General features: G+C 71.6%; 26 protein-coding genes and 1 pseudogene. 10 read left to right on the plus strand and 17 right to left on the minus strand.

What is annotated here, in order from left to right:
* The 3 genes from ACZ6Y1_RS19725 to ACZ6Y1_RS19735 form a co-directional block, all read right to left on the minus strand.
* On the minus strand, positions 1-1656 hold the full coding sequence (locus ACZ6Y1_RS19725; RefSeq protein ID WP_469630968.1) for a carbamoyltransferase family protein: 1656 nt from the start codon (positions 1654-1656) through the stop codon (positions 1-3).
* 84 nt (positions 1657-1740) lie between these two features.
* Positions 1741-2703 (minus strand): NAD-dependent epimerase/dehydratase family protein, encoded by a 963-nt coding sequence (locus ACZ6Y1_RS19730; protein WP_469630971.1) that lies wholly within the window; start codon positions 2701-2703, stop codon positions 1741-1743.
* A 537-nt stretch (positions 2704-3240) separates the two neighbouring features.
* Positions 3241-3447, minus strand: coding sequence for a hypothetical protein (locus ACZ6Y1_RS19735; RefSeq protein ID WP_469630974.1), 207 nt, complete (start codon positions 3445-3447; stop codon positions 3241-3243).
* 275 nt (positions 3448-3722) lie between these two features.
* On the opposite strand from ACZ6Y1_RS19735, the gene ACZ6Y1_RS19740 reads away from it, so the two are divergent.
* From ACZ6Y1_RS19740 to ACZ6Y1_RS19750, 3 genes are all read left to right on the plus strand, one after another.
* The gene (locus ACZ6Y1_RS19740; protein WP_469630978.1) at positions 3723-3911 is read left to right on the plus strand and encodes a hypothetical protein; all 189 of its coding nucleotides are present in this window, start codon (positions 3723-3725) and stop codon (positions 3909-3911) included.
* A gap of 122 nt (positions 3912-4033) precedes the next feature.
* Positions 4034-4465 (plus strand): NfeD family protein, encoded by a 432-nt coding sequence (locus tag ACZ6Y1_RS19745; protein WP_469630981.1) that lies wholly within the window; start codon positions 4034-4036, stop codon positions 4463-4465.
* Between the two features lie 2 nt (positions 4466-4467).
* Positions 4468-5481 (plus strand): SPFH domain-containing protein, encoded by a 1014-nt coding sequence (locus ACZ6Y1_RS19750; RefSeq protein ID WP_469630984.1) that lies wholly within the window; start codon positions 4468-4470, stop codon positions 5479-5481.
* 145 nt (positions 5482-5626) lie between these two features.
* Here the strand turns inward: ACZ6Y1_RS19750 and ACZ6Y1_RS19755 are convergent, their stop codons facing one another.
* From ACZ6Y1_RS19755 to ACZ6Y1_RS19765, 3 genes are read right to left on the minus strand one after another with little or no spacing between them, the layout of a single operon-like run.
* On the minus strand, positions 5627-6304 hold the full coding sequence (locus ACZ6Y1_RS19755; RefSeq protein WP_469630987.1) for a DUF3618 domain-containing protein: 678 nt from the start codon (positions 6302-6304) through the stop codon (positions 5627-5629).
* The gene (locus ACZ6Y1_RS19760) at positions 6280-6729 is read right to left on the minus strand and encodes a phage holin family protein (RefSeq protein WP_469630990.1); all 450 of its coding nucleotides are present in this window, start codon (positions 6727-6729) and stop codon (positions 6280-6282) included. Before ACZ6Y1_RS19760 ends, ACZ6Y1_RS19755 begins: the two co-directional genes overlap by 25 nt.
* 1 nt (position 6730) lies before the next feature.
* Positions 6731-7414: a hypothetical protein gene (locus ACZ6Y1_RS19765; protein ID WP_469630993.1), complete on the minus strand. Its 684-nt coding sequence runs from the start codon at positions 7412-7414 to the stop codon at positions 6731-6733.
* A 433-nt stretch (positions 7415-7847) separates the two neighbouring features.
* Here ACZ6Y1_RS19765 and ACZ6Y1_RS19770 point away from each other — a divergent pair.
* A pseudogene (locus tag ACZ6Y1_RS19770) lies at positions 7848-8606 on the plus strand (collagenase); the annotation flags it as partial.
* A gap of 96 nt (positions 8607-8702) precedes the next feature.
* Here the strand turns inward: ACZ6Y1_RS19770 and ACZ6Y1_RS19775 are convergent.
* The 8 genes from ACZ6Y1_RS19775 to ACZ6Y1_RS19810 form a co-directional block, all read right to left on the minus strand.
* Positions 8703-10100, minus strand: coding sequence for an amino acid permease (locus ACZ6Y1_RS19775; protein ID WP_469630996.1), 1398 nt, complete (start codon positions 10098-10100; stop codon positions 8703-8705).
* Positions 10101-10282: 182 nt separating this feature from the next.
* Positions 10283-10861: a PspA-associated protein PspAB gene (pspAB, locus tag ACZ6Y1_RS19780; RefSeq protein ID WP_469630999.1), complete on the minus strand. Its 579-nt coding sequence runs from the start codon at positions 10859-10861 to the stop codon at positions 10283-10285.
* Positions 10862-10881: 20 nt separating this feature from the next.
* Positions 10882-11799, minus strand: a complete 918-nt coding sequence (gene htpX / locus ACZ6Y1_RS19785; protein ID WP_469631001.1) for a zinc metalloprotease HtpX — start codon at positions 11797-11799, stop codon at positions 10882-10884.
* A 16-nt stretch (positions 11800-11815) separates the two neighbouring features.
* Positions 11816-11974, minus strand: coding sequence for a PspA-associated protein PspAA (pspAA, locus tag ACZ6Y1_RS19790; RefSeq protein WP_469631004.1), 159 nt, complete (start codon positions 11972-11974; stop codon positions 11816-11818).
* 121 nt (positions 11975-12095) lie between these two features.
* Positions 12096-12386: an SHOCT domain-containing protein gene (locus tag ACZ6Y1_RS19795; protein ID WP_469631007.1), complete on the minus strand. Its 291-nt coding sequence runs from the start codon at positions 12384-12386 to the stop codon at positions 12096-12098.
* Between the two features lie 216 nt (positions 12387-12602).
* A complete protein-coding gene (locus tag ACZ6Y1_RS19800; protein ID WP_469631010.1) occupies positions 12603-12974 on the minus strand; it encodes a hypothetical protein in 372 nt (123 codons plus the stop codon).
* Entirely contained in the window at positions 12971-13660 is a 690-nt protein-coding gene (locus ACZ6Y1_RS19805) for an Asp23/Gls24 family envelope stress response protein (protein ID WP_469631013.1), read from the minus strand. The genes ACZ6Y1_RS19800 and ACZ6Y1_RS19805 overlap by 4 nt, the downstream gene beginning before the upstream one ends.
* Positions 13651-14214, minus strand: a complete 564-nt coding sequence (locus ACZ6Y1_RS19810) for an RNA polymerase sigma factor (RefSeq protein ID WP_469631016.1) — start codon at positions 14212-14214, stop codon at positions 13651-13653. The genes ACZ6Y1_RS19805 and ACZ6Y1_RS19810 overlap by 10 nt, the downstream gene beginning before the upstream one ends.
* A 239-nt stretch (positions 14215-14453) precedes the next feature.
* Here ACZ6Y1_RS19810 and ACZ6Y1_RS19815 point away from each other — a divergent pair, with 239 nt between their 5' ends.
* The 5 genes from ACZ6Y1_RS19815 to amaP all read left to right on the plus strand — a co-directional run bounded on the left by ACZ6Y1_RS19815 (position 14454) and on the right by amaP (position 17032).
* Entirely contained in the window at positions 14454-14939 is a 486-nt protein-coding gene (locus ACZ6Y1_RS19815) for an Asp23/Gls24 family envelope stress response protein (RefSeq protein ID WP_469631019.1), read from the plus strand.
* Positions 14940-15071: 132 nt separating this feature from the next.
* On the plus strand, positions 15072-15251 hold the full coding sequence (locus ACZ6Y1_RS19820) for a DUF2273 domain-containing protein (RefSeq protein WP_469631021.1): 180 nt from the start codon (positions 15072-15074) through the stop codon (positions 15249-15251).
* Positions 15248-15661, plus strand: coding sequence for an Asp23/Gls24 family envelope stress response protein (locus tag ACZ6Y1_RS19825; protein WP_469631024.1), 414 nt, complete (start codon positions 15248-15250; stop codon positions 15659-15661). The genes ACZ6Y1_RS19820 and ACZ6Y1_RS19825 overlap by 4 nt, the downstream gene beginning before the upstream one ends.
* Positions 15662-15986: 325 nt before the next feature.
* Positions 15987-16379 (plus strand): DUF6286 domain-containing protein, encoded by a 393-nt coding sequence (locus tag ACZ6Y1_RS19830; RefSeq protein WP_469631027.1) that lies wholly within the window; start codon positions 15987-15989, stop codon positions 16377-16379.
* A gap of 53 nt (positions 16380-16432) precedes the next feature.
* Positions 16433-17032: an alkaline shock response membrane anchor protein AmaP gene (gene amaP, locus ACZ6Y1_RS19835; RefSeq protein WP_469631029.1), complete on the plus strand. Its 600-nt coding sequence runs from the start codon at positions 16433-16435 to the stop codon at positions 17030-17032.
* Between the two features lie 82 nt (positions 17033-17114).
* Here amaP and ACZ6Y1_RS19840 read toward each other — a convergent pair whose 3' ends face one another.
* From ACZ6Y1_RS19840 to ACZ6Y1_RS19850, 3 genes are all read right to left on the minus strand, one after another.
* A complete protein-coding gene (locus ACZ6Y1_RS19840) occupies positions 17115-17927 on the minus strand; it encodes a class I SAM-dependent methyltransferase (protein ID WP_469631032.1) in 813 nt (270 codons plus the stop codon).
* 111 nt (positions 17928-18038) lie between these two features.
* Positions 18039-18968: an ADP-ribosylglycohydrolase family protein gene (locus ACZ6Y1_RS19845; protein ID WP_469631036.1), complete on the minus strand. Its 930-nt coding sequence runs from the start codon at positions 18966-18968 to the stop codon at positions 18039-18041.
* A 173-nt stretch (positions 18969-19141) separates the two neighbouring features.
* Positions 19142-20089, minus strand: coding sequence for a LysR family transcriptional regulator (locus ACZ6Y1_RS19850; RefSeq protein WP_469631039.1), 948 nt, complete (start codon positions 20087-20089; stop codon positions 19142-19144).
* A gap of 71 nt (positions 20090-20160) precedes the next feature.
* On the opposite strand from ACZ6Y1_RS19850, the gene ACZ6Y1_RS19855 reads away from it, so the two are divergent.
* Positions 20161-20913, plus strand: coding sequence for an SDR family oxidoreductase (locus ACZ6Y1_RS19855; protein WP_469631042.1), 753 nt, complete (start codon positions 20161-20163; stop codon positions 20911-20913).
* Positions 20914-20946: the final 33 nt, after the last annotated feature.

Consider the following 20946-nt stretch of genomic DNA (forward strand, 5'->3'; position numbering starts at 1 on the left):
TCACGCTTCCTCTCCGTCGCGGAACAGCGCGCCGCGCCGGACGGCGTACGGCCCGATGGCGAGCAGGTCCACGGGGGACGAGCCGAAGCACTCCAGGGCGTCCCGGGGGTCGTCCACCATGGGCCGGCCGGCGGTGTTCAGGCTGGTGTTGACGACCACCGGCAGGCCCGTACGGCGTTCGAACTCGGTGAGCATGCGTGCGACCAGCGGCTCCCGCTCCGCGTCGACGGTCTGGATGCGGGCCGTGCCGTCGACGTGCACGACCGCCGGGATCCGCTCCAGCCACTCGGGGGCCACGTCGTGGACGAAGAGCATGTACGGGCTGGGCATGGGGCCGTCGAAGATCTCGGATGCCCGCTCGGCGAGCACCATGGGGGCCACGGGCCGGAACTGCTCCCGGCCCTTGACGTCGTTGAGGCGTTCCAGGTTCCCGGCGTGGCCGGGATGCGCCAGCAGGGAGCGGTGGCCCAGGGCGCGCGGTCCGTACTCGGACCGGCCCTGGAACCAGGCGACGATGGCGTTTTCGGCGAGCGCCTCGGCTACGGCGACGGCGATGTCCGGCGGCCGCTCGAAGGGCACACCGGCCGTCTTCAGCCAGGCGCCGATCTCCGCGTCGGACCAGTCGCGCCCCAGGTCGGCGCCGGCCATCGGCTCCGGGTCGTCCCCCGTTCCGGCGGCGAGGAGCAGCGCCGCGCCGAGGGCCGTTCCGGCGTCACCGGCCGCGGGTTGCACCCAGACGCGGGAGAAGGGGCCCTCGCGGGCGATGCGGGAGTTGGCGACGCAGTTGAGGGCGACGCCCCCGGCCAGGGTGAGGACGTCGTGGCGGGTGCGGCCGTGGAGCCAGCGCGCGAGGTCGAGGAGCGTTTCCTCCAGTACGGCCTGCGCGCTCGCCGCGACATCGGCGTGGGCGGCGGTCCACGGCTCGTCGGCGCCGCGCGGCGGGCACAGCTCGTGCCAGGGGACACCGGTCGCGTGGAAGCCGCCGTCGCCGGTCGGGTACACGTACTGCCGGAGTTCGGCCAGCATGCGCGGGGTGCCGTGGGAGGCGAGAGCCATCACCTTGAACTCGTCGCAGGACCTCAGGAAACCGAGGTGGGCGGTGAGTTCCTCGTACACCAGGCCCAGCGAGTGCGGGAGGTCCTGCGCGTACAGCGGTTCCAGTCGGCTGCCGGTCCGCTGCGCCGCCAGGTGCGAGGCCCGCTCGCCCCGGCCGTCGAGGACCAGTACGGCGCTGCTGTCCGCGCCGTCGGCGGCGAAGGCGCTCGAAGCGGCGTGCGCCATGTGGTGCGGTACGAAACGGACGAGGGCGGGGTCGAGGCCGGGAAGCGACGCGGCCAGGAAGCCGGGTGCCTGGCGGGCGTACGTCTGCCGCACGTGGTCCCACGGGTCGTCCAGGCCCATGGCGTCGGCGGGAAGGGCGAGGGCGGGATCGTAGGAGTAGGCGACGGCGTCCAGGTCCTGCGGGCGCAGTCCGGCGTGGCGCAGGCACCACGCCGCCGCCTGCTCGGGCAGCTCCCACGCGGAGAACGGGACGGGCCGCTTGCCGTGCTTGCGCCGCGAGAACCGTTCTTCCTCCGCGGCGGCGACGGTGCGTCCGTCGATGACGAGTGCGGCGGCGGGGTCGTGAAAGATCGCGTTGATGCCGAGAATGCGCATGGCGGAGCAGGCCTTTCGGCTGTGGGACGCGCGGGCCGTCGGCGCCTGGGCGCGGTCGTGACGGCAACCTGCCCGCCCCCGGGGTCAGTTGTCCGGATGGGCCCGGAACCAGGCGATGGTGCGGCGCAGTCCCTCCTCGGCCGTCACGAGCGGTTCCCACTGCAGCTTGTCGCGGGCCAGCGTGATGTCGGGGCACCGCACGGCGGGGTCGTCAGTGGGACGCTCCACGAAGCCGATCTCCGAGGTGGAACCGGTCAGTTCGACGATCCAGCGGGCCAGGTCCAGCATGGTGAGCTCGGCGGGGTTGCCGAGGTTGAGGGGGCCCGGCATGGTGTGCGCGGCCGCCGCGAGGATCCCCGAGACGGTGTCGTCGACGTAGCAGAGCGACCGCGTCTGCCGACCGTCGCCCGTGACCGTCAGTGGCTTGCCGGCCAGGGCCTGGCGGATGAAGGTCGGTACGGCACGGCCGTCGTAGCCCCGCATGCGGGGGCCGTAGGTGTTGAACAGCCGCACGACACAGGTGTCGGTGCCGAGCGCCGAGCCGTGCGCCACGGTGAAGGCCTCCCCGAAACGCTTCGCCTCGTCGTAGACGCTGCGCGGGCCCACCGGGTTGACGTGGCCCCAGTACCGCTCGTTCTGAGGGTGCTCCTGCGGATCGCCGTACACCTCGGAGGTGGAGGCGAGCAGGAAGCGGGCTCCGTTGCGGTGTGCCAGTTCCAGCGCGTTGCGAGTGCCGAGGCTGCCCGCTTCCAGCGTGTGCAGGGGCAGCCGGAGATAGTCGGCGGGAGAGGCGGGCGAGGCAAGGTGGAATACCAGGTCCACGGGCCGGCCCACCGAGAAGGGCCTGGACACGTTCGCTTCCACGAGGGTGAATCCGGGCCGGCCGGTCAGGTGGCCGACGTTCTCGGGCCGTCCCGTGCTGAAGTCGTCGATGCAGGTGACGGCGGTGCCCGCCTCGATCAGGGCGGAGCACAGGTGCGAGCCGACGAAGCCCGCGCCTCCGGTGACGACCGCGTGCTCCCAGTTCCGTGACGCGACAGAGCCCATCGAGATCTCCTCTTCGAGCGAGCGGAAGCGGCGTCGTCCGCGATTCGAACAGCCCGCAGGGTCACCTCACGGTGCCCGAGTCCGCGGCCCACCGCCCACGGAGCGGGCATATGGGTGAGAGCCCTGCGTCACCGCGGCGCTCCGCGATGCCTCGCGTGAGGGCGCCAGGAGGGACACCGGGTCCGTCCCGTGGCGGGCTGAACTCCCCCTGCGAGGAGGGGCCGAAGAGGAGGCCGAGGCGGGGAACGGGGAGGGCCAGAGTCCAAGCCCCTCGCCCGGTGCTTCTCGCCACGACACCGGGGTCCACGCCCACTGTCCGATCTCCCTGGCGGGGACCGCCACCAACAGGCGGCTCCGGGGAAACGGCCTTCCCGAGGGGCGCCCCTCAAGCGGCTCAACGCGCCTGACGCCTTGCGTCTGCGCGGGTGGCCACGGCGTCGGCCGGCAGACGGGTGCGGGTGTCGGGTGTCGGGTGTCGGGCGCACCGACGACTGGTCCCACGCCCGGCGGGGCACTGAGACCAGTCGCCCTGGGTCCCTATTCCGGCATCCCGGCATCACCGGTCTTCTCGGCGGCCCGGCGCTGCGCCCCGCTGTTCGGGGTCAGCGCGTCACCGGCCTCGCCCTCGTTCGTCTCGACAAGCGCCTCGTCGGCTTCCTTGCGGGCCTCTTCGTCACCGCTCTCGCCGGGTGCCTGAGAGGGAGGGGTGGCGGTCCGGCCGTGCTGCTGCCTCTGCTCGCTCATCGCGCTCCGATCCTCTGCGTCGACATCGCCATGGCCCGCGTCTGCCCCGCCGTGGCCGGCTCACGCTCACGCCTCGGGGCTTCGCCGGGCCGTGCGATCGTGGCACGGAGGCCGCTTCGGCGCCGACAGGGCAGCCGACCGCACAGGGCAGGTGTGGAGAGGCCGGTCCGGGGCAGACGAATCCCGCAGCCCCGCTCCCGGCGGGGCTGACCAGCTTCGCAGGGCAGCTCGGTCGCGGGGGCGACGACCGCGGCATCCCGTGACGAGGAGGAGCTATGGTTCCCGCCGAGAAGGACCGGGTCACCTACCGTGACGGCCGCGAGGATCTGCACCAGGGGCGGATCGAGGAAGTACGCGATCCCGGGCCGCACGCGGTCTACCGGATCCGCAACGAGCGCACGAACGAACTCCAGATCATCACCCAGGAACAGATCGAGGACGAGCCGAACCCGCCCGGCGCCTAGCCAAGGGGCTCCGCGCTCCGAGCGGGCCGGATTCCAGGTACAAGAAATGGGTAAATTCCATTTCAAATGGAGCGAATCACACCCACATGCCTCCGGTCGCTCCGCACGGGAGGAGGCCATTCGTGGAGCCCTGGCTGATGTGGCTGGTCGCGGCGGCGGTGCTGGCCGTCGCGGAGGTGTTCACCCTCACGGCTGCCTTGGGGCTGCTTGCCGCGGCGGCGGCCGTCACCGCCGGCGCCGCCGCGCTCGGCCTGTCCGTGCCGTTGCAGTTCCTGGTGTTCGCCGGTGTCGCGACGCTCAGCGTGGTCTTCGTACGCCCGCTTGCGCTGCGCCGCCTTTCACCCCGCCAGGAGGCACGGTTCGGCGTGGAGGCACTGGTGGGACAGCCTGCGTACGTCGTCAGTGAGGTGTCCGCGCAGGGCGGCAGGGTCCGCATCGGAGGCGAGGAGTGGACCGCCCGGCCCTACGACGAGACGCTCGTCATCCCGCCGGGGACGACCACCGACGTGGTGGAGATCAGTGGCAGTACAGCGTTCGTCTACCCGCGGGAGTGACCATGGAAGCCTGGGTCGTCGCCGGCGTCATCGTCGCAGTCTTCGCCGTCTTCACCGTGGTGCGGGCCGTGCGCATCGTGCCCCAGGCCCGCGCCCGGAACGTCGAACGGCTGGGCCGCTACCACCGCACGCTGACACCCGGCCTGAACGTCGTCATCCCCTACATCGACCGCGTGTATCCCGTGATCGACCTACGGGAGCAGGTCGTCTCCTTCAAACCCCAACCGGTCATCACCGAGGACAACCTCGTCGTCGAGATCGACACCGTCCTGTACTTCCAGGTCACAGACCCGCGGGCCGCGGCGTACGAGATCGCCAGCTACCTCCAGGCGGTCGAACAGCTCACCGTCACCACGTTGCGCAACGTGGTGGGATCGATGGACCTGGAGAAGACCCTGACCTCCCGCGACACCATCAACAGCCAGCTCCGCGGCGTGCTGGACGAGGCGACCGGCAAATGGGGTCTGAGGGTCAACCGCGTCGAGATCAAAGCCGTGGACCCACCACAGTCGATCAAGGACGCGATGGAGAAGCAGATGCGAGCGGAGCGGGACAAGCGCGCCGCGATCCTGGGAGCCGAGGGACAACGGCAGTCACAGATCCTCACCGCCGAAGGGGAGAAGCAGTCAGCCGTCCTGCGCGCCGAAGGTGAGCGAACGGCCGAGATCCTCCGCGCCGAGGGGCAGTCCCGTGCCATCGACGAGGTGTTCCAGGCGGTGCACCGCAACGACCCCGATCCCAAGGTGCTGGCGTACCAGTACCTTCAGGCGCTGCCGCAGCTGGCCCAGGGGCCGGGCAGTACCTTCTGGATCATTCCCGGCGAGGTCACCTCCGCGCTGCAGAACGTCAGCCGCGCCTTCAACGAGGTCCTGCCCCCGTCCCGGGCCACCCACGGCGGTCCCCCGGAGGACAGGGCGGACCAGGCGGCCGACGACGCCGCGCAGGCCGCACGAGCCGCAGCCCAAGCCCTCGCTGACGCGGCCGAAGCCGATCCCACGTCCCGACCGCCCGCGTGAACCGCCGCGCCGGCGACCTCCTGGGGGCGCTGTCTTCCTGGATCGGGGAGCGGACAGGGCCGCGGCCCATCGCCAGACCTCGGCCCCGGCCTCCGGTGTACTCGGAGGCCGGGCCCGCCGTCGTCGCAGCCGGGCGCCGCCCCGCCTATCCGGGGCGCTGGTCGCCGGGGTCCGTGCGTATCTCGGCTGCGGTCTCCCGCCCGACCTCGCGCAGTTCGCCGGCGGTTTCCCGGCCGGCGCTCCGTGCGCGCGCGGTGGTCGTGGCCACTGCCTCCTGCGCCGTGCCCTTGACGGATTCCACGGCTTCCTCGACCGGCTGCCGAAGCTCCTGCCGTACTTCCCGGGCAGCGTCGAGGGCGGTCTGCCTGACCGGTTCCAGCAGTTCGTCCGAGTGCTCACGCAGGCGCCGGCCGGCCTGTTCCTCGGCCTCGGTGGTCGGCAGGAGCGCGGCCGCGAGCATCCCGGCGCCGAAAGCCATCAGGCCGGCCGCGAGCGGACTGCCCTGCGTCGGCCGCTTCATCCGGTCCGGGGCCTGTTGCACGGCCTCCTGCACGGCCTGCTGCACGTCACCACCGACCTCCTTGGCCGTTTCCGTCACGCTGCCGGCGGCCTGGTGCAGGCTCGCGGAGGTGCCGTGCGCGGCGTCCTGTGCAGTACCCATCACGCGCTCCTTCACTCCACTCACGTGGTCGCGCAGGGAATCCACCTTGCGGCGGGCCATCCTGCTCGGGGTCATCCGGTCCGCCAGGCGGTCGACATTGCGCGAGAGGTGTGCTCGCCGGTATTCCATGTCGAGCCTCAGCTCTTCAGGTGTCGCGCCCATCGGGCGTCCTCCTTCAGGGTGTCCACCGTCTGCTCGGGCTTGAGGTTGACGGTGCGCAGTCGCTCGCGCCCCTTCGCGTAGAGCACACCGCCGACGACGGCCCAGACGGCCGTGACGATCAGAGCGGCCCAGGCCGGATCCATGACGTTGGCCAGCGCGAAGACCAGGGCCAGGCTGCCGAACAGCAGCACGAGGTGCCCGGCGTATCCCGCTCCGCCCAGCATGCCGACGGCCTTGCCCGCCTTGGCGGACTCCTGCTTCATCTCGGCCTTGGCCAGCTCGATCTCATCCCTGACCAGCTGGGACAGGTCCCGGCCGATCTCACCGACGAGGTCTCCGAGCGACGGCTCGGAGTGCGTCGCGGGCGGGGGCGGGACCGGCGGACGGGTGGGCGCCACGGGCCGTTCGTGGGAGGAGAGGGCCATCTCAGATCCCTTCCCCGGGCCCCATGGAGCCGCTGCCCCGGGCGGGCGATCCGTTCGGCGGGTAGGACGGCGGCGGCGGCATGACCTGCGCGGGTTCACCCAGCCCTGTCGAGGGCCTGGCGGCCACGGCCGGCACGTCCGCTCCCCGCCCGGTGCCCGATCCGTCCGGGCTCTGCCTCGAGGCCGCCGCACTCACGCCCTTGCCGGCTCGCGCGACGAGGAACCCGGCCAGCGCCGCGCCGGCGAGGAAGACCCCCGGACGGCGGCGAGCGAAGTTCTGCAGGTCGGTGACCAGCCCGTCGGGGCCCCGCTTCTCCACGTGATCGGCCATCTGACGTCCGCTGTCGGCGATCTGGCGGGCGACGCCCGCCATGGTGGAGTCCGGCTTGCCGCTCTCGCCCAGCTCCCGGAGCTCCTCCGACAGCCTCCGCACGTTCTCCGCCAGTCGTTGCGTCTGCGTCTCGGCCTGGCCGGTGAGCTGTGTACGAAGCTCATCGACGAGGTCACGGGCCTGCGTGGTGGCCTCGCCCACGACGTGGGCCGCCTGTTCCCTGGCCGTGCCGCCCACCTCGGCGGCCTTGTCGCCGATCAGTGACGCTCCCTCACCGGCCTTGTCCTGAACGGTCTGTGCTGCGGCCGCCGTGCTGCTCCCGTCCGGGCGGCTCGCGTTCCGGAAGTCACTCAAGGCTCCTCCTCGTGCTTCGCGTTCCGACGTTTCAGGGGGCGCCTGCCCCGCTTCCGCCACCTCACCCGCCCTCACTTGTGCGAGTCGAGCCCGAGGTTGCAGCCACCGCTCCGGGGGCCCGGCGGCGGCGACCCCCGTGGGCCGGGCGACGTGGGGTCTCGATGGACCCTGTCATGAATATTGAAAAGGACATGTCACATGTGCCATTTTACAGCGCAGCCCGTCAAGGACGGGACCCAACTCCCATCCCCAGGAGTGAATTTTGCGCGCCATGGCCGTCGCCACCGCCCTGTTCATAGCCGCCTTCGCGGCCTCCCCCGCCCACGCCGCCCAGGCCGACCCCAAGCCGGACCACGTCTTCTCGGACCCTGGCCAGCGACCGGCCCACGGCACCGCGAAAGGCGCTCCCGGTGCGACCGGGACCACCGGCGGCAAGCTGGAATCACGCATCCTGCCGATCGTCCACACCTGCAGCCCCTCACTGCGGATCCGTGCCCAGGAGATGACCACCGCCCAGCTGACGGCGACCTGCGCGAGCCTCGCGAACCAGGACGCCTACTTCCACGGCGTGGTGCGGGACTCCGGGCCGGTCGCCGACGACTACAACACCACCCTGGAAGTCGACGTCTTCAACTCGAGCGCCGACTACAAGGCCTACGCGGGGAGGATCTACGGCATCGACACCAATAACGGCGGCATGTATCTCGAGGGGGACCCCGCCCGGACGGGCAACCAGCCACGGTTCATCTGCTACGAGCGCACGGACGTGAGCCCCGGCTGGCAGATCTGGAACCTCAACCACGAGTACACCCACTACCTCGACGGCCGCTTCGACCTGTACGGGGACTTCGACGCCGGCCAGTCCACCCCCACCGTGTGGTGGGGCGAGGGCATCGCGGAGTACGTCTCCTACTCCTACCGGGGCGTGACCTACTCCAACGCCCTGGCCGAGGCCGGCAAGCACACGTACTCCCTGCGCACGCTGTTCGACACCACCTACGCCAACAGCGACGTCAACCGGACCTACAACTGGGGCTACCTCGCGGCCCGTTACATGGTCGAGAAGCACCCCGCCGACGTCGCGACCGTGCTCGGCCACTACCGCACGGGGAACTGGACCGCCGCCCGCTCCTTCCTCACCTCGCTGGACTACGAGAGCGACTGGAACGCCTGGCTGACGTCCGTGGCGTCGGCCGCCTGAGAACGGGCGACGGGGCCCCTCGCTCGCGGCGAGGGGCCCCTCGGCGTCGGGACCCGGCAACCGTCGCCGACGAGGCGCCGCCTTCCGTCAGTCGGCTTCGGCGCGGGCTTCGACGTCCTCGATGCCGGAGGGGCGGCCGGCTCGGACCCAGCGGAGGAAGAAGGCCGCAGCGATGGCGAGGGTGGCGGCGAGGGAAAGGACGGGCCAGCCGCGGAGCAGGTTGACCAGGAGGGTGAAGGCCACCGCGGCGGCTGCCGCGCCGTTGAGCCAGGCGAGGGCCGGCTTGCGCTCGGTACGGGCGAAGCGGGTCATGGCCAGCAGGCCGACGAGGAAGCTGACGAAGACCGCGACCGCATAGAAGAGGACGAGTTCCTGCTCCTTACCGGCGGAGGCGACGATGATCACGGCGGCCGCGGCCAGGTAGACGACGACGGACCAGTACGGGGTGTGGTGCCGATTGGTCCGGCCCAGCGCCGCCGGGAGGATACCCGGGTGGTCCGGGGTTCCGGCGAGGGCCTTGAGGAGCCCCGGGCCGGCCTGGAAGGAGGAGCTGGCAGCGGCGAGGAGGAGCAGGGAGCTGGTCAGCTGGAAGGCCCCGTAGAGCCAGCCGGATCCGGTGGCGGCCTGGGCGATGTCGGCGATCTGGGTGGAGTCCTCGCCCGGGATGCCGATGTGCAGCCGTACGGCCAGGGCGGTGAGGCCGAGGGTGAGCCCGCCGACGATGACCAGGAGCAGGGCGAGGGTGCCGCGCCCGAAGCGGCGGCGGTGGGTGTCGTCGAGCTGCCCCAGCTGGGCGATCGCGGTGGACGGTGCCTCGACGCCGGTGGCCAGGGCCATCGCGACGGGGAAGGCCAGTACGACGGCGAGCGCGGCCGAGCGGCCCGGGTCGGTCGAGGCGGGGGCGTCCCCGATGGCGTGCGGTGAGACGAAACCACGTACGAGGACGGCGACGCAGACGACGACGAACAGGACGGTCATCACGGCGAACAGCAGCCGGCCGCCGTGCCCGAACCAGGTCAGGCCCGCGACCACCACCAGCAGGAGCAGGGCGATCGGGATGCGAAGGGGCGCGACGGCGGGGAAGAGCGCGATCACGGCGCTGGCGGCGGCCGAGATGGAGATCCCGATGGTGAGGACGAAGTCGACGACGAGCGCGCCGATGGGTACGAACGTCCAGCGCGGCCCGAAGGCCCGCCCCGCGGCGGCAGCGGCCCCTCCGCCCTTGGGGAAGCGGCGTACCAGCTGCCAGTAGTTGGCGGTGACCACCACGACCAGGCCCACCACCAGTGACATGGTGGCGAGGAGCAGGGCGAGGTCTCCGTGGAGGGCGCGCAGGGCCGCTTCGATGGCGTAGGCGACGGAGGAGACGGGGTCCGCGATCACGGCGAAGGCGAAGGCGAAGAAGAGGACCGAGCGCCGCGGGCCTCGGTGTCCGGTGCCTCCCGGTGCGGGCACCGGCACAGCCGGCTGCTGTATGGCGGTCATGGGGGATGCCTTTCGAGGCGAGAGCCGGAGCCCATGGAACAGCCCATGACTCCTGACCGCCGACCAGACTTCCCGGCACACCAGGCGTCAAGAATACGTCAGCTGCCCGTTAAGGAACAGTCGAAATGCGCAGCGTGGCGGGGTACTTGAGTGTTCCGTCCCTGCCGCGGCGGTCGGCCTCCTCACAGCCCGGGGGCACCCCACAGCGGGAACCAGCGGGTCAGTTCTTCCTCCATGTGCAGGTCGTCCTTGAGCACGGCTTTGACCTGCAGTTCCAGGGGGTTGTCGCGTTTCTGGCCGGGCAGCGGCGCGAAGGGGTAGAAGGTGCCGCGTTTGTAGAGGTAGACGAGGGCGAGGGGGCGCCGCGCGGCGTCGTGGAAGGACACCAGGGAGCACAGCAGCTGCGGGCCGAAGCCGCTGTCCTGCAAGGCCGTGTTGACCGCGTGCAGGTCTCCCACCAGCGCGGGCAGGTCGTCGGGGGCGCGCCGGGAGAGCAGCCATGAGTAGCCGTAGCCGTCACGGCTGCACTCCACCGGTGCGCCGCCGCGTTCCGAGTCCGCCTCCAGCAGGGACCGTACCTCTTGCTGTACCTGGGTGAAGGCGCCGCCCTCGATGGAGGCGAAGCAGACCGAGCCCGCTCCGGTCGGAGTGAATCCGACGGCCGCCTGGAGGGTGACGGCGGCCGAGGGCAGCCCGAAGAGCTGGTCCAGGTCCGGCCCGACCGGCTCGGACCGCCCGAGCAGCGTGTCCCAGAAACCCACGGGACCTCAACTCCCTTCTCTCACGGTGTCCCGCCGCCCGGCCCGCCCAGCTCGGCGGCGATCTCGGCGAGGGCCGCGAGCCGGCGTTCCAGGCTCGGGTGGGTGGAGAACAGGTTCGCCACCGCCGTGCCGGCATGGAGAGCGGGGGCGAAGAAGAACGCGTTGAACGCCTGGGCGGTACGCAGGTCCTCGGTGGGGATGCGGGCGATGTCGCCGCTGACCTTGGTCAGTGCCGATGCCAGGACGGACGGCTTGGCGGTCAGCATGGCCGCTGCCCGGTCGGCGGCCAGTTCGCGGTAGCGGGACAGGGCCCGGATGAGCAGGAAGCTGATGGCGTACACGAGGGCGGAGACCGCCATGACGGCGGCGAACACGACCGCGGTGTTCTGATCGCGCTGGTCGCGGCCGCCGAACAGCTGTGAGTAGAAGGCGAAGCGGACGACAAGTCCGGCGATCACGCCCAGGAACGAGGCGATGGTTATCACCGCCACGTCGCGGTGGGCGACGTGTGACAGTTCGTGGGCCAGCACGCCCTCCAGCTCCTCGGTCTCCAGGCGGCGCATCAGTCCGGTCGTCACGCAGACCACGGCGTGGTCGGCGTTGCGGCCGGTGGCGAACGCGTTGGGCAGGTCCATGTCTGAGACGGCCACGCGGGGTTTGGGCATGTCCGCGCTGGCGCACAGGCGGTCGATCACCCCGTGCAGCTGCGGCTGCTCCTCGGCCGTGACCAGGCGGCCGTGCATGGCGTACAGGGCGATCCGGTCCGAGTACCAGAACTGCGCGGCGAGCATCCCGGCCGCGATCACGACCACCAGGACGGTGGACTTGAGCAGTGCGACCAGCGCGGCGATGAAGGCCACGTACACCAGCCCGAGCAGGAACATCGTGAGCAGCATGCGGGCGGTCAGCTGCCGGTCGGGTTCGAAACGGCTGTGCATGGCTGTCATCCCGGAATCAGGCCCTCTCGGAGAGCAGTGCGCGTACCTGTGCCGGGCTGGCGTCCCCGTCCGGCAGCACGAGGTGGGACGGGGTGACGGTGTCGTCCGGCATTGGCGTGCCGAGTGTGCGGACAGCGTCCTGCAGGGCGCAGGGGGCGGCGCTGAATATGGTCATGGGGACTGCCTTTCCGCTGGTCACGCGGGTGCCGAGTCGTGCGGGGCGGTCGCCCGGATCGCACGTGGCGGCCTCGCACGCCACGACCGGTCACGTCTCATCGCCGGCAGCCACGAGCGCCTCACATCGGCGTACGCGAGCTGGTTCGGGTACGCAGTACCGCGCGCCGCTTCAGGTAGTCCTCTGCGTCGATCTCGCCCCTGGCGAAACGTTCCGCGAGAAGCCACTCGTCCCCCTCATCGGCATCGGACTCCGTGTCGGGGGCGAAGGGGGCCTCGGACTGCGCGGTCCCCCGGGTGAGGGGGCGCAGGATGTAGGTGGTCACGGTGACGATCAGGGCCACGACCAGCAACGTGGTGAGGGACATGGCGAACCAGCCCCAGCCACCCATCGTGTGACCGTTCCAGTTCATGGCTCAGCTCCCGGGTCGACGGACGTGGGCAGCCGGGAGGCCGTCCGCTGCCAGCGTCACCCTGGGACCCGTGCCGGGTCATGGGCCGATCGGGCCCCGGACGGGTCCGTTGGGCCCATACCAGGAGGGCCGTTCCCCGGCGGCTGCCCTCCCCCTGGGCCGCGGCGGCCGGACGAACCGCCGGGGGAAGCGAAAGCCCACAGGCGCTGCCCCCGGTCATACCGTGCGGGTGATCGTGACCAGGACGGTGACCGGTCCAACCGTCGTCCCGTGCTGGGCGAGGTAGGTCGTGACCGCGGTGCGCACCTGCTCGCGTACCTGTCGGGCGATATCGATCGCCCGGCGGTCGAGGTGCAGGACACAGCGCACTTCGATGTGCCAACCGTCCTCCCGGGTGGGCTCGGAGCGGATGCCGGCCGCCTCGGGACGGGAGGTGGCCTGCGCGCCTGTCGCGGCGTGCCGCGTCCGGGACGCGGCGAGCGCCAGACGTTCGGTGAGGGAGGGCTGGAGTGCTGCCACGCCGGGAACGGCGAGGGCTGCTCGGGCCGCGGCCAGGTGGACGCCTTCGCGGTGATCGGCGGCGGTCATTCCTCACCTCCTGTGGATCCTTCCGAACCGCGTGGGGGCGTGGGCTCGAGTACGGCGTTCACCGTGAGGTCGACGGCTGTGACGGCGAGGCCGAGGACGTGGCGGGCCGCGTCGAAGACGGCTTGGCGTACGTGTTCGGCGCGCTCCGGGAAGGGTTCGTCGAGGGCGGCCGCGAGGGTGATGGCGACCACGTGCACGCTCTCGCTGCCGCGGTCCGGGGTGAGACGGCAGCTGGCCGCGCGGGCTCCGGGGATGCTGTCGGCGGCTCGGCGCAAGATCTTCGCAGCGGCGCTTTCGGCGATGCGCAGGTCGTGTGCGGGATCGTCGAGCAGCAGCATGGCGCCCAGCCGGGTCTCGGCGCGGACGGCGTTGATGACCCGGTTGGCGAGGCCGTGGCCGTCGGGAAGTTCCTCGGCGCGCAGAGCCCGGGTCGCACGGTCCAGGGCCGTCAGTCCTTCGACGGCTTCCCGGCAGTAGGCGCAGGTGCCGGTATGGGGGTCGGCCGCGAGCGCGGCGGGATTGCGGGCCTGCTCCCAGGCACGGCCGAGGGGGCGTCCGCACGGGAGAAGTTCGGCCCCGGCCAGAGATTCGGCCTCGGGGCCCGTGGACGCCGTGTCCGTCGCGCCATCTCCGTCTCCGGTTCCGAACTCTTCGCTGCCGGAGCGGTGCGGGTCGTCTATCGCCATGGGCGCATCGCCTCCGTCAGAGCGCGTCGTGCGCGGAAGAGCCGGCCGCGTACGGTCATCTCACTGGTGTTCACAAGGTGGGCGATCTCTTCGTAATGCAGGCCGTGCAGCTCCCGCAGTACCCAGCACACGCGCAGGTCGGGGCTCAGGTCCAGGAGCGCTCGCGCCAAGGCCGCTGTGGCGGCGTCCGTCTCTGCGGCCCGGGCCGGGGAGCTGCCGGCGTCCACGGCTGCGGGCTCGGGAACGGTGTCCAGGGATGCGGGGCGGGGTCGGCGGCGCAGGACGTTGAGGCAGCGGTTGGTGACAATCCGGTACATCCATGTACCGAAGGAGGCGCCATGACGGAATTCCGGCAGCTGCCTCCACGCACTGAGGAAGGACTCCTGGACGGCGTCCTCGGCGTCTGCCCGGCTGCCGAGCAGACGCTGGGCGAGGGCGAGCAGACGGTTGCTGTGCCGGCGGACCAGGACCGCGAAGGCGTCGTCATCCCCTTCGCCGGCCCTCACCACCAGCATGTCGTCCGTCAGGTCGGCGGAGGTGCTCCGGCCGCTCATGGCGTCGGCGATCGGCCGCGGCGTCGGCCGCGGCGGGAGGTCCGCGCCGTGAAGGGCGGTCTGGTCCTGTGGCGCATCGCCGCTCGCTTTCTACGGGGAACGGTCTCGCGGTCGCGTACGCACCTCTCGATGGTATGCGGTGCGGGCCTCGGGAGCCGGGTGAGGAATGTCCCCGTCCGGTGTCCAACGATTGGAGGGCACCTCACCGGCGCCCCGACGGACACTCTGGGGAGGTCCTCATGTCGGACACCATCAACCCCGCCGCAGGTGGGAACGAGCGCGAGTCGGCCCCTACGGGCAAGACGCTGACGGGCCGCAGCGGCGCGGGGACGGCGCCGGAGACGCGGGGCCGGACGACCATAGCCGACAGCGTGGTGGAGAAGATCGCCGGAATGGCCGCCCGCGAGGTCCCGGGCATCCACAGCCTCGGCGCGGGAGTGGCCCGCACGCTGGGGGCCGTGAAGGACATGGTCCCGGGCGGCCGTCCCAGTGTGAGCCGCGGCGTGAAGGTGGAAGTGGGCGAGCGGCAGGCCGCCGTCGATCTCGATGTGGTCGTGGAGTACGGCGTGGCCATCGTGGACGTCGCGGGTGACGTCCGGACCAACGTCATCACGGCCGTGGAACGCATGACCGGTCTGGAGGTCGTCGAGGTGAACATCACCGTCGACGACGTCCACCTGGCCGATGAGGAGGACGAGGAGGGGGGCGAGGGCCGGGTGCAGTGAGCTCCGCGGTGAGCTCGCAGTGACCCGGGAGTGAGCCGGGAGTGAGCCCCCCCCCCGCCCCCTCACGGCCGGCCCGGCCGGACCCCGGGGCGGAAACAGGTAAACGTCACATACGAAATTCAGGTGAGTTGGATGAGCGCAGCAACAGTGGGCCTGCTGGCCGGTATGGCTCTGGGATTCGCCGCATTCTTCGGAGGTTTCTGGGCCTTCCTCCTCGTCGCGGTGCTGGGCGCGGTGGGTCTGGTGATCGGTCGCATGCTGCAGGGTGACCTGGAGATGTCCGACTTCGTGCATTCCCGGGAGCGGCGATGACCTCGCAGCCGGCCGGTGCCTCACAGGGAACGGGGGCGGATCCGGCGGCTCCGGTGGTGGTACCGCCGGCACAACGCGGTGCCACGGTGATACCCGACAAGGTCGTGGCCCTCCTGGCGGTCCGAGCCACTCGGGAGGCTCTGGCCATGCAGCGGGGCGGGGGCCGACCGCCCGCCCATGGGAGGTCGCCCGCTCCGCGCGCCTCCGTCTCCGTCAAGAACGGCGTGGCCCGGCTGGGACTGAGCCTGGACCTGCCGTACCCCGCGGACCTGGCCGAGGCCTCCCGCCAAGTGCAGCACTACGTCAGCGAGCGCATCTCCCAGCTGACCGGCATGAGGGTCTCGGAGGTCACTTTGGCCGTCGAGCACCTGGTCAGCTCCGGCGGCCCGGAAGGCCGGCGTGTGCAGTGAGGCGGTCGGCGCCGCCACCGGAAGGAGAGCCGGTATGAAACGGGACCAAGGCCCTGCAGGAGAAACGGTGGGTGCCCATGGGGCCGGAGCCACGTCGCGCTCGGCGGCACTGGCGCCACACGCTTCGCCGGCCCCTTCGACCGCCGCGAAGGCGGGGAACGCCTCGCGTTCCCGGACGGCCCGTCGTCCGTGGTCCGCACGCCGGATACCCGCCGCACTGACGGCGCTGGTCATCGCGGCTGCCGCGGCGACGCTGTTGTTCGACATCGTGAGGGTCCGTGCCGGTCAGTCCGCCGCGGCGTGGCGCACTCGCCTGGCCGATGAAATGGCCACGCGCCCGCTGGACGACCTCTGGATGCAGATCGGCGGCGCCTGCGTCGCCCTCCTCGGCCTCTGGCTGTTCGTCCTGGCGGTGACACCAGGTCTGCGCCGGCGGCTGCCTCTGCGATCCCCCGAGGAGCAGGTGCGGGCCGTGCTGGACCGCGACGCGGTGGGCCTCCTGCTGCGCGACGCAGCCATGCGCGTACCTGGCGTCAGCGGTGCAAGGATCCGGGTCGGCCGGCATCGCGTCGCGGCCCGGGCGGATGTGCGTTTCCGCGCCGCAGCCGATGTACGGGCCGATCTGCTGGCCGCTCTGCGGGAGCAGATGGACCGCCTTGCGCTGGCCCGCCCACTGCGGCTGGACGTACGGGCGCGGCCCCGCCCGCGCAGAAAGTGACCCGTCCCTCGACGCTCAGTTCGCGAGAGCGGAAGAACGGAAGAAGGGATCCCATGAGGAAGTCAGCGATCAACCGGATCCTGTTGGCTCTGGCAGGCATCGTCCTGCTCGGCATCGGCCTCCTTGTCCTGGCGGGCGGCTTCGATGTGTACCGGCGCCGGCACCTGACCCCTCCCACCGGCTGGCCCCTGACCGGTCCGCGCGACGTCGTACTCACCGCCGCCGACCGCACCCGCTGGGTGAACGAAGGATGGTGGTGGCCCGTGGTCATCGCCGCCTTGGCCCTCGTCCTCGTACTCGCTCTCTGGTGGCTGCTGGTACAACTGCGCCGCACGCACCCCGGCCACATCTCCCTCGGGGAACCGACGGTCGATGACGTGGAGCTGCGTGAGCGCGCCCTGAGCGATGCCCTGGCCGCCGATGCCCGCCGACAGCCCGGCGTGACAGGGACGCGGGCCCGAATGGTCGGCCCGGCCGGCCATCCCGCGGCCGAACTCGATGTCACCCTCAGCCCGGACAGTGGGCCCGGATCGGTTCTGCGGACACTGTGCGACGGTCCTCTGGCGCGTGCCCGGCAGTCCACCGGCCGAGGCCGGCTTCCCGCGACGGCGCGGCTGCGGGTGGCACCGCACAAGCCGCATCGCGCGGAATGAGGGCGGCGCGGGCGGCGAGGGCGGCGCGGGACGTCAGCACGGCAGCTGTCCGCGGGTCCGGACGTGAAGCCGCAGAAACGCATCATGGCCGGACGCGCCGGCGTCGTTCTCGTGTCCGCGGGGCGCGTGGTCGGCGCGCGACCGCCAGTAGGTGCAGGCTCGACACCACGAGCTCCGGACGGCCGTCGGCGAACCGGGCGGCAGCCAGGGCGGATTCCAGCGCCTTCGCCCCCAGGTCCTTCTTCCCGGTCCGGCGCTCTTCGGCTCTCAAGGCCTCGTAGGCGGGCCCGTGCAGCCCGTGGACCACCACGTCACCCAAGCCGGCCTGCCGGGCCTCGGCGCAGAGCTCCGAAGGGTCGTGGTAGTACGTGGTGGGGCCGTCCCCGCGGACGCGCAGCCCGCTCGCCGCGATGTCCAGTGCATGGGGCGAGTCCAGGTCCATGAGCTTGGCATACCGGTTGAGCGCGGCCGCAGCGACCAGGCCACCGGGCTTGACGACGCGGTGAGCCTCCCGCCAGGCACGCGCACGCCCGGTTGCGTCCGGCAGGTGGTAGAGGGGGCCGAGCATCAGCACGACGTCGAACGAAACGTCGTCCTGGCCGAGTTGCCGCGCGTCACCCACGCAGGCAGCCAGTCCCCGCCGGCGGGCCTGCCGTACGTGGTTCTCCACCGGGTCGACGACGAGAACCTGATAGCCGCTGTCGGTGAGCCAGCGGGCATGCACTCCGGGGCCGCCGCCGACGTCCAGCACGGACGCGGGCGAGGGCGGAAGGTGTGCACGCAGCAGTTCCTGTGTCCGCACCAGCTCGACCGTCCCGATGGTGCGCCCGGAAGTGAGGCGGCCGGCCTCATCGCCGGCATCGTAGTACGCGGTGATGTCGGGAAGGAGTGCCATGTCGACCTCCGGCGGCGGAAGGCGGGTCTGCCGATCGGAGAATGGCATGGCCGGCCGCACGACCGCTACGGAACCCTGCGGGCGGAGGAACAGGCCCCAGGACCACCCGGTTCAGCCCGCGAGACGGTGTGCGAGGTGGAGCAGATCCGCCAGATTCAGCACCCGTCCCTCGAATCCCGGGAGGGGGACATGGAGAGGGCGGGTCCAACGGGCGGGGATCGCGTCCAACCCGTAGTACGCGCCGGCGAGGCCCCCGGTCACCGCGGCGACGGTGTCCGTGTCACCACCGAGGTCGATCGCCGCGCGTATCGCGTCCTCGAAGCCGGTGGTGGTGCGCAGGGCCCAGACGGCGGAGCCCAGGCAGGGCCAGACGGCGCCGTTGAACTCGGTCGCCTGATCGGGGTGCCAGTCGGGCGCCAGGACGGTGGCGTAGCGGTCGCGGTGGTCGGGGTGGACAAGGGCCAGGATGTCCGGGAGCGCGGTGAGGGGGTCGGTGTCCTGGAACGTGACGCGGATGAGTTCGTGGAAGATCGCGGTGCCTTCCCAGGCCGCGCGGTCGCCGTGGGTGAGGGCGGCGATGCGGCGGGCCGCGTCCATGGTGGCTTCCCGGCCTGCGGGCGCGAAGTGGACCGCGGAGGTCGATGCCCGCATCAGGGAGCCGTTTCCCGCAGCTCGCTGGTTGACCTGGAAATGGATCGCGGCGGCGAGGTCCCAGGGCATGCCGTTGGTCAGGACGTCTTCGGTCTGCAGGCCGATGTCCTTGGGCTGTGATGCCGCCCACCGCTGGAAGCGCGCGAAGACGTCCGGCAGGTCCAGTCCGCCCCGCTCCAGAAGGGACTCCGCGACCAGGACGGCCATCTGCGTGTCGTCGGTGGCCTCGCCGGGATCCCAGCCACCGCCTCCGCACATCTCCCCACCCCCACCGGGCGCGGGGAACCGGGCGGAGAACGCTCCCTGGGGACCGAACTCGAAGGGGCCGCCCAGGGCGTCGCCCGCCGCCGAGCCGACGACCGCGCCGGCGGCCCGCTGAATCCGCGTCATTCGAGTCATTCGAGTCCTCCGCGTCATTCGCGTCATTCGCGCAGGCTATCCGTGCCGTGCCGACCGCCGCACGGCAGCCCCGGTGCGCCGAGCCTCCGCCGGGCGGCCCTCGCCCGTGCCGACTCAGGCCTCCGACCTCCGGCCGCCGTACGGCCCATGCCGAGGCGCGGACGTCAGTGGGCCAGTGCCGTCATGTGGTCGGGCTGGCGGGCGGCGACGTCGTGGGCGGCTCGGACGAAGGCGGCGACGGCTGCGGATCGCGAGGTCTCCGGCCAGGCGACCATGACCGCGCTGGGACTGAGGCCGGTGACCGGCCGGTATGCGATGTCCGGGCGCTGGTGCCGCGCGGTGGTGGAGAGCGCCAGGAACGCCACCGCCTGGCCCAGCGCGACCACCTCCAGGAGTTGCTCGACGCTGGCCACGAGCGGCCCCTCGGGAGGGTCGGCCGGCGCCGAGCCGGTGAGGCCATCGCCGGCTTCGGCTCCGTCGCATCCGGTGTAGTAGGCGGTGGCGGAGGGCGCGGCCCCCTTCCAGCGCGGGATCGGTTCGCCCATGAGGTCGGTCAGCCGCAGTCGCGGGCGTGCGGTCAGAGGGTGCGCGGCGGGGAGGACGGCCAGGCGCGGCTCGACCACGAGCGTCTGGGAATCGAGCCCTTGACCGTCGAACGGGCTGCGCAGCAGCGCTACGTCGGCACGGCCGTCCCGCAGCATGGCGATCGGCTCTCCGCTGCCGCCGACGACGACTTCGGGCGGCGGCAGGTGCGAACCCGTCCCCCGGTAGGCGGCGAGGATCTCCCTCAGCAGCCCGGCATCGCCTCCCGGCTTGACCGCCACGACGAGCCGGGGTGCCGGCTGACCGGCCCGGCGTGTCCGCCGTACCGCCGCGTGCACCGCGTCGACGGCGATCCGGGCCTGATCGAGCAGCACTTGGCCGGCTTCGGTCAGCCTCACCTGCCGGGTGGTGCGCTCCAAGAGGCGTACTCCGAGACGGGACTCCATCTGAGCGATCGCCTTCGACAGCGGGGGCTGCGCGATCGCCAGGCGTTGCGCGGCCCGGCTGAAGTTCAGTTCCTCGGCGACCGCGATGAAGTACCGCAGCTCGCGCACCTCCAGCTCATTCATATCCGTGGACTATAGATCCAGAGTCTGCTGGTCTTTCCCTGCCACCCGTGGGTGAGGCGAGGCTGGACGCCATGACGACTTCGCAGAAAACTGCTCTGATCACCGGTGCGAACAAGGGCATCGGCAAGGAAACGGCGCGCAGGCTCGCGGCTCTCGGCATCACCGTGCTGATCGGCGCTCGCGACGCCGAGCGTGGCGAGGCGGCGGCCGAGGAGCTTCGCACCGACGGCGCCAACGGCGCCCACGGCGCCGACGTACGGTTCGTACCGCTGGACGTCACCGACGAGATCTCGGTCCAGGCCGCGGCGAAGCACATCGAAGCCACGTTCGGCCGCCTCGACATCCTCGTCAACAACGCCGCGATCGCCGCCGGGCCGCAGAAGCCGAGTGAAACCCCCGCCGCGACCGTCCGACAGGTCTACGAGACCAACGTGTTCGGCGTCGTCGCGGTGACCCACGCCATGCTCCCCCTGCTCCGCCGCTCCGACGCGGGGCGGATCGTCAACATGTCCAGCGAACTCGGCTCCCTCACCCACTTTGCCGACCCGGGCAGCCCGTGGTCCGCCTACTACTCGGTCCTCCTTCCCTACTGCACCTCGAAGAGCGCGCTGAACGCGGTCACGGTGCTCTACGCCAATGAACTGCGCGCCGAAGGGATCCTGGTCAACGCGGTGAGTCCCGGCTACTGCGCGACCGACCTCAACCGCCACTCCGGGATACGTACGCCGGAGGAAGGCGCGGCCGTCGCGGTCGCCCTGGCGACGGCGGGCGAGGACGGCCCGACGGGCACCTTCCTGGCCGAGGACGGGCCGATCCCCTGGTGAGACCTGCCAGGTTGTCGCCGCCCGAAGCCTGAC

It is taken from the genome of Streptomyces sp. NPDC053432 (assembly GCF_055585365.1).

Excerpts from the sequence above, each read along its gene's own strand:
- ACZ6Y1_RS19810 (WP_469631016.1), bottom strand. The coding sequence starts at position 14,214 with ATGAGCGGCCGGAGCACCTCCGCCGACCTGACGGACGACATGCTGGTG.
- ACZ6Y1_RS19820 (WP_469631021.1), top strand. The coding sequence starts at position 15,072 with ATGAGCGCAGCAACAGTGGGCCTGCTGGCCGGTATGGCTCTGGGATTC.
- ACZ6Y1_RS19805 (WP_469631013.1), bottom strand. The coding sequence starts at position 13,660 with ATGGCGATAGACGACCCGCACCGCTCCGGCAGCGAAGAGTTCGGAACC.
- htpX (WP_469631001.1), bottom strand. The coding sequence starts at position 11,799 with ATGCACAGCCGTTTCGAACCCGACCGGCAGCTGACCGCCCGCATGCTG.
- amaP (WP_469631029.1), top strand. The coding sequence starts at position 16,433 with ATGAGGAAGTCAGCGATCAACCGGATCCTGTTGGCTCTGGCAGGCATC.
- ACZ6Y1_RS19845 (WP_469631036.1), bottom strand. The coding sequence starts at position 18,968 with ATGACGCGGATTCAGCGGGCCGCCGGCGCGGTCGTCGGCTCGGCGGCG.
- ACZ6Y1_RS19750 (WP_469630984.1), top strand. The coding sequence starts at position 4,468 with ATGGAAGCCTGGGTCGTCGCCGGCGTCATCGTCGCAGTCTTCGCCGTC.
- ACZ6Y1_RS19755 (WP_469630987.1), bottom strand. The coding sequence starts at position 6,304 with ATGGGCGCGACACCTGAAGAGCTGAGGCTCGACATGGAATACCGGCGA.
- ACZ6Y1_RS19735 (WP_469630974.1), bottom strand. The coding sequence starts at position 3,447 with ATGAGCGAGCAGAGGCAGCAGCACGGCCGGACCGCCACCCCTCCCTCT.
- ACZ6Y1_RS19800 (WP_469631010.1), bottom strand. The coding sequence starts at position 12,974 with ATGACCGCCGCCGATCACCGCGAAGGCGTCCACCTGGCCGCGGCCCGA.
- pspAA (WP_469631004.1), bottom strand. The coding sequence starts at position 11,974 with ATGACCATATTCAGCGCCGCCCCCTGCGCCCTGCAGGACGCTGTCCGC.
- ACZ6Y1_RS19740 (WP_469630978.1), top strand. The coding sequence starts at position 3,723 with ATGGTTCCCGCCGAGAAGGACCGGGTCACCTACCGTGACGGCCGCGAG.
- ACZ6Y1_RS19850 (WP_469631039.1), bottom strand. The coding sequence starts at position 20,089 with ATGAATGAGCTGGAGGTGCGCGAGCTGCGGTACTTCATCGCGGTCGCC.
- ACZ6Y1_RS19840 (WP_469631032.1), bottom strand. The coding sequence starts at position 17,927 with ATGGCACTCCTTCCCGACATCACCGCGTACTACGATGCCGGCGATGAG.
- ACZ6Y1_RS19795 (WP_469631007.1), bottom strand. The coding sequence starts at position 12,386 with ATGAACTGGAACGGTCACACGATGGGTGGCTGGGGCTGGTTCGCCATG.
- ACZ6Y1_RS19775 (WP_469630996.1), bottom strand. The coding sequence starts at position 10,100 with ATGACCGCCATACAGCAGCCGGCTGTGCCGGTGCCCGCACCGGGAGGC.
- ACZ6Y1_RS19730 (WP_469630971.1), bottom strand. The coding sequence starts at position 2,703 with ATGGGCTCTGTCGCGTCACGGAACTGGGAGCACGCGGTCGTCACCGGA.
- ACZ6Y1_RS19825 (WP_469631024.1), top strand. The coding sequence starts at position 15,248 with ATGACCTCGCAGCCGGCCGGTGCCTCACAGGGAACGGGGGCGGATCCG.
- ACZ6Y1_RS19725 (WP_469630968.1), bottom strand. The coding sequence starts at position 1,656 with ATGCGCATTCTCGGCATCAACGCGATCTTTCACGACCCCGCCGCCGCA.
- ACZ6Y1_RS19830 (WP_469631027.1), top strand. The coding sequence starts at position 15,987 with ATGGCCACGCGCCCGCTGGACGACCTCTGGATGCAGATCGGCGGCGCC.
- ACZ6Y1_RS19855 (WP_469631042.1), top strand. The coding sequence starts at position 20,161 with ATGACGACTTCGCAGAAAACTGCTCTGATCACCGGTGCGAACAAGGGC.
- ACZ6Y1_RS19815 (WP_469631019.1), top strand. The coding sequence starts at position 14,454 with ATGTCGGACACCATCAACCCCGCCGCAGGTGGGAACGAGCGCGAGTCG.
- ACZ6Y1_RS19760 (WP_469630990.1), bottom strand. The coding sequence starts at position 6,729 with ATGGCCCTCTCCTCCCACGAACGGCCCGTGGCGCCCACCCGTCCGCCG.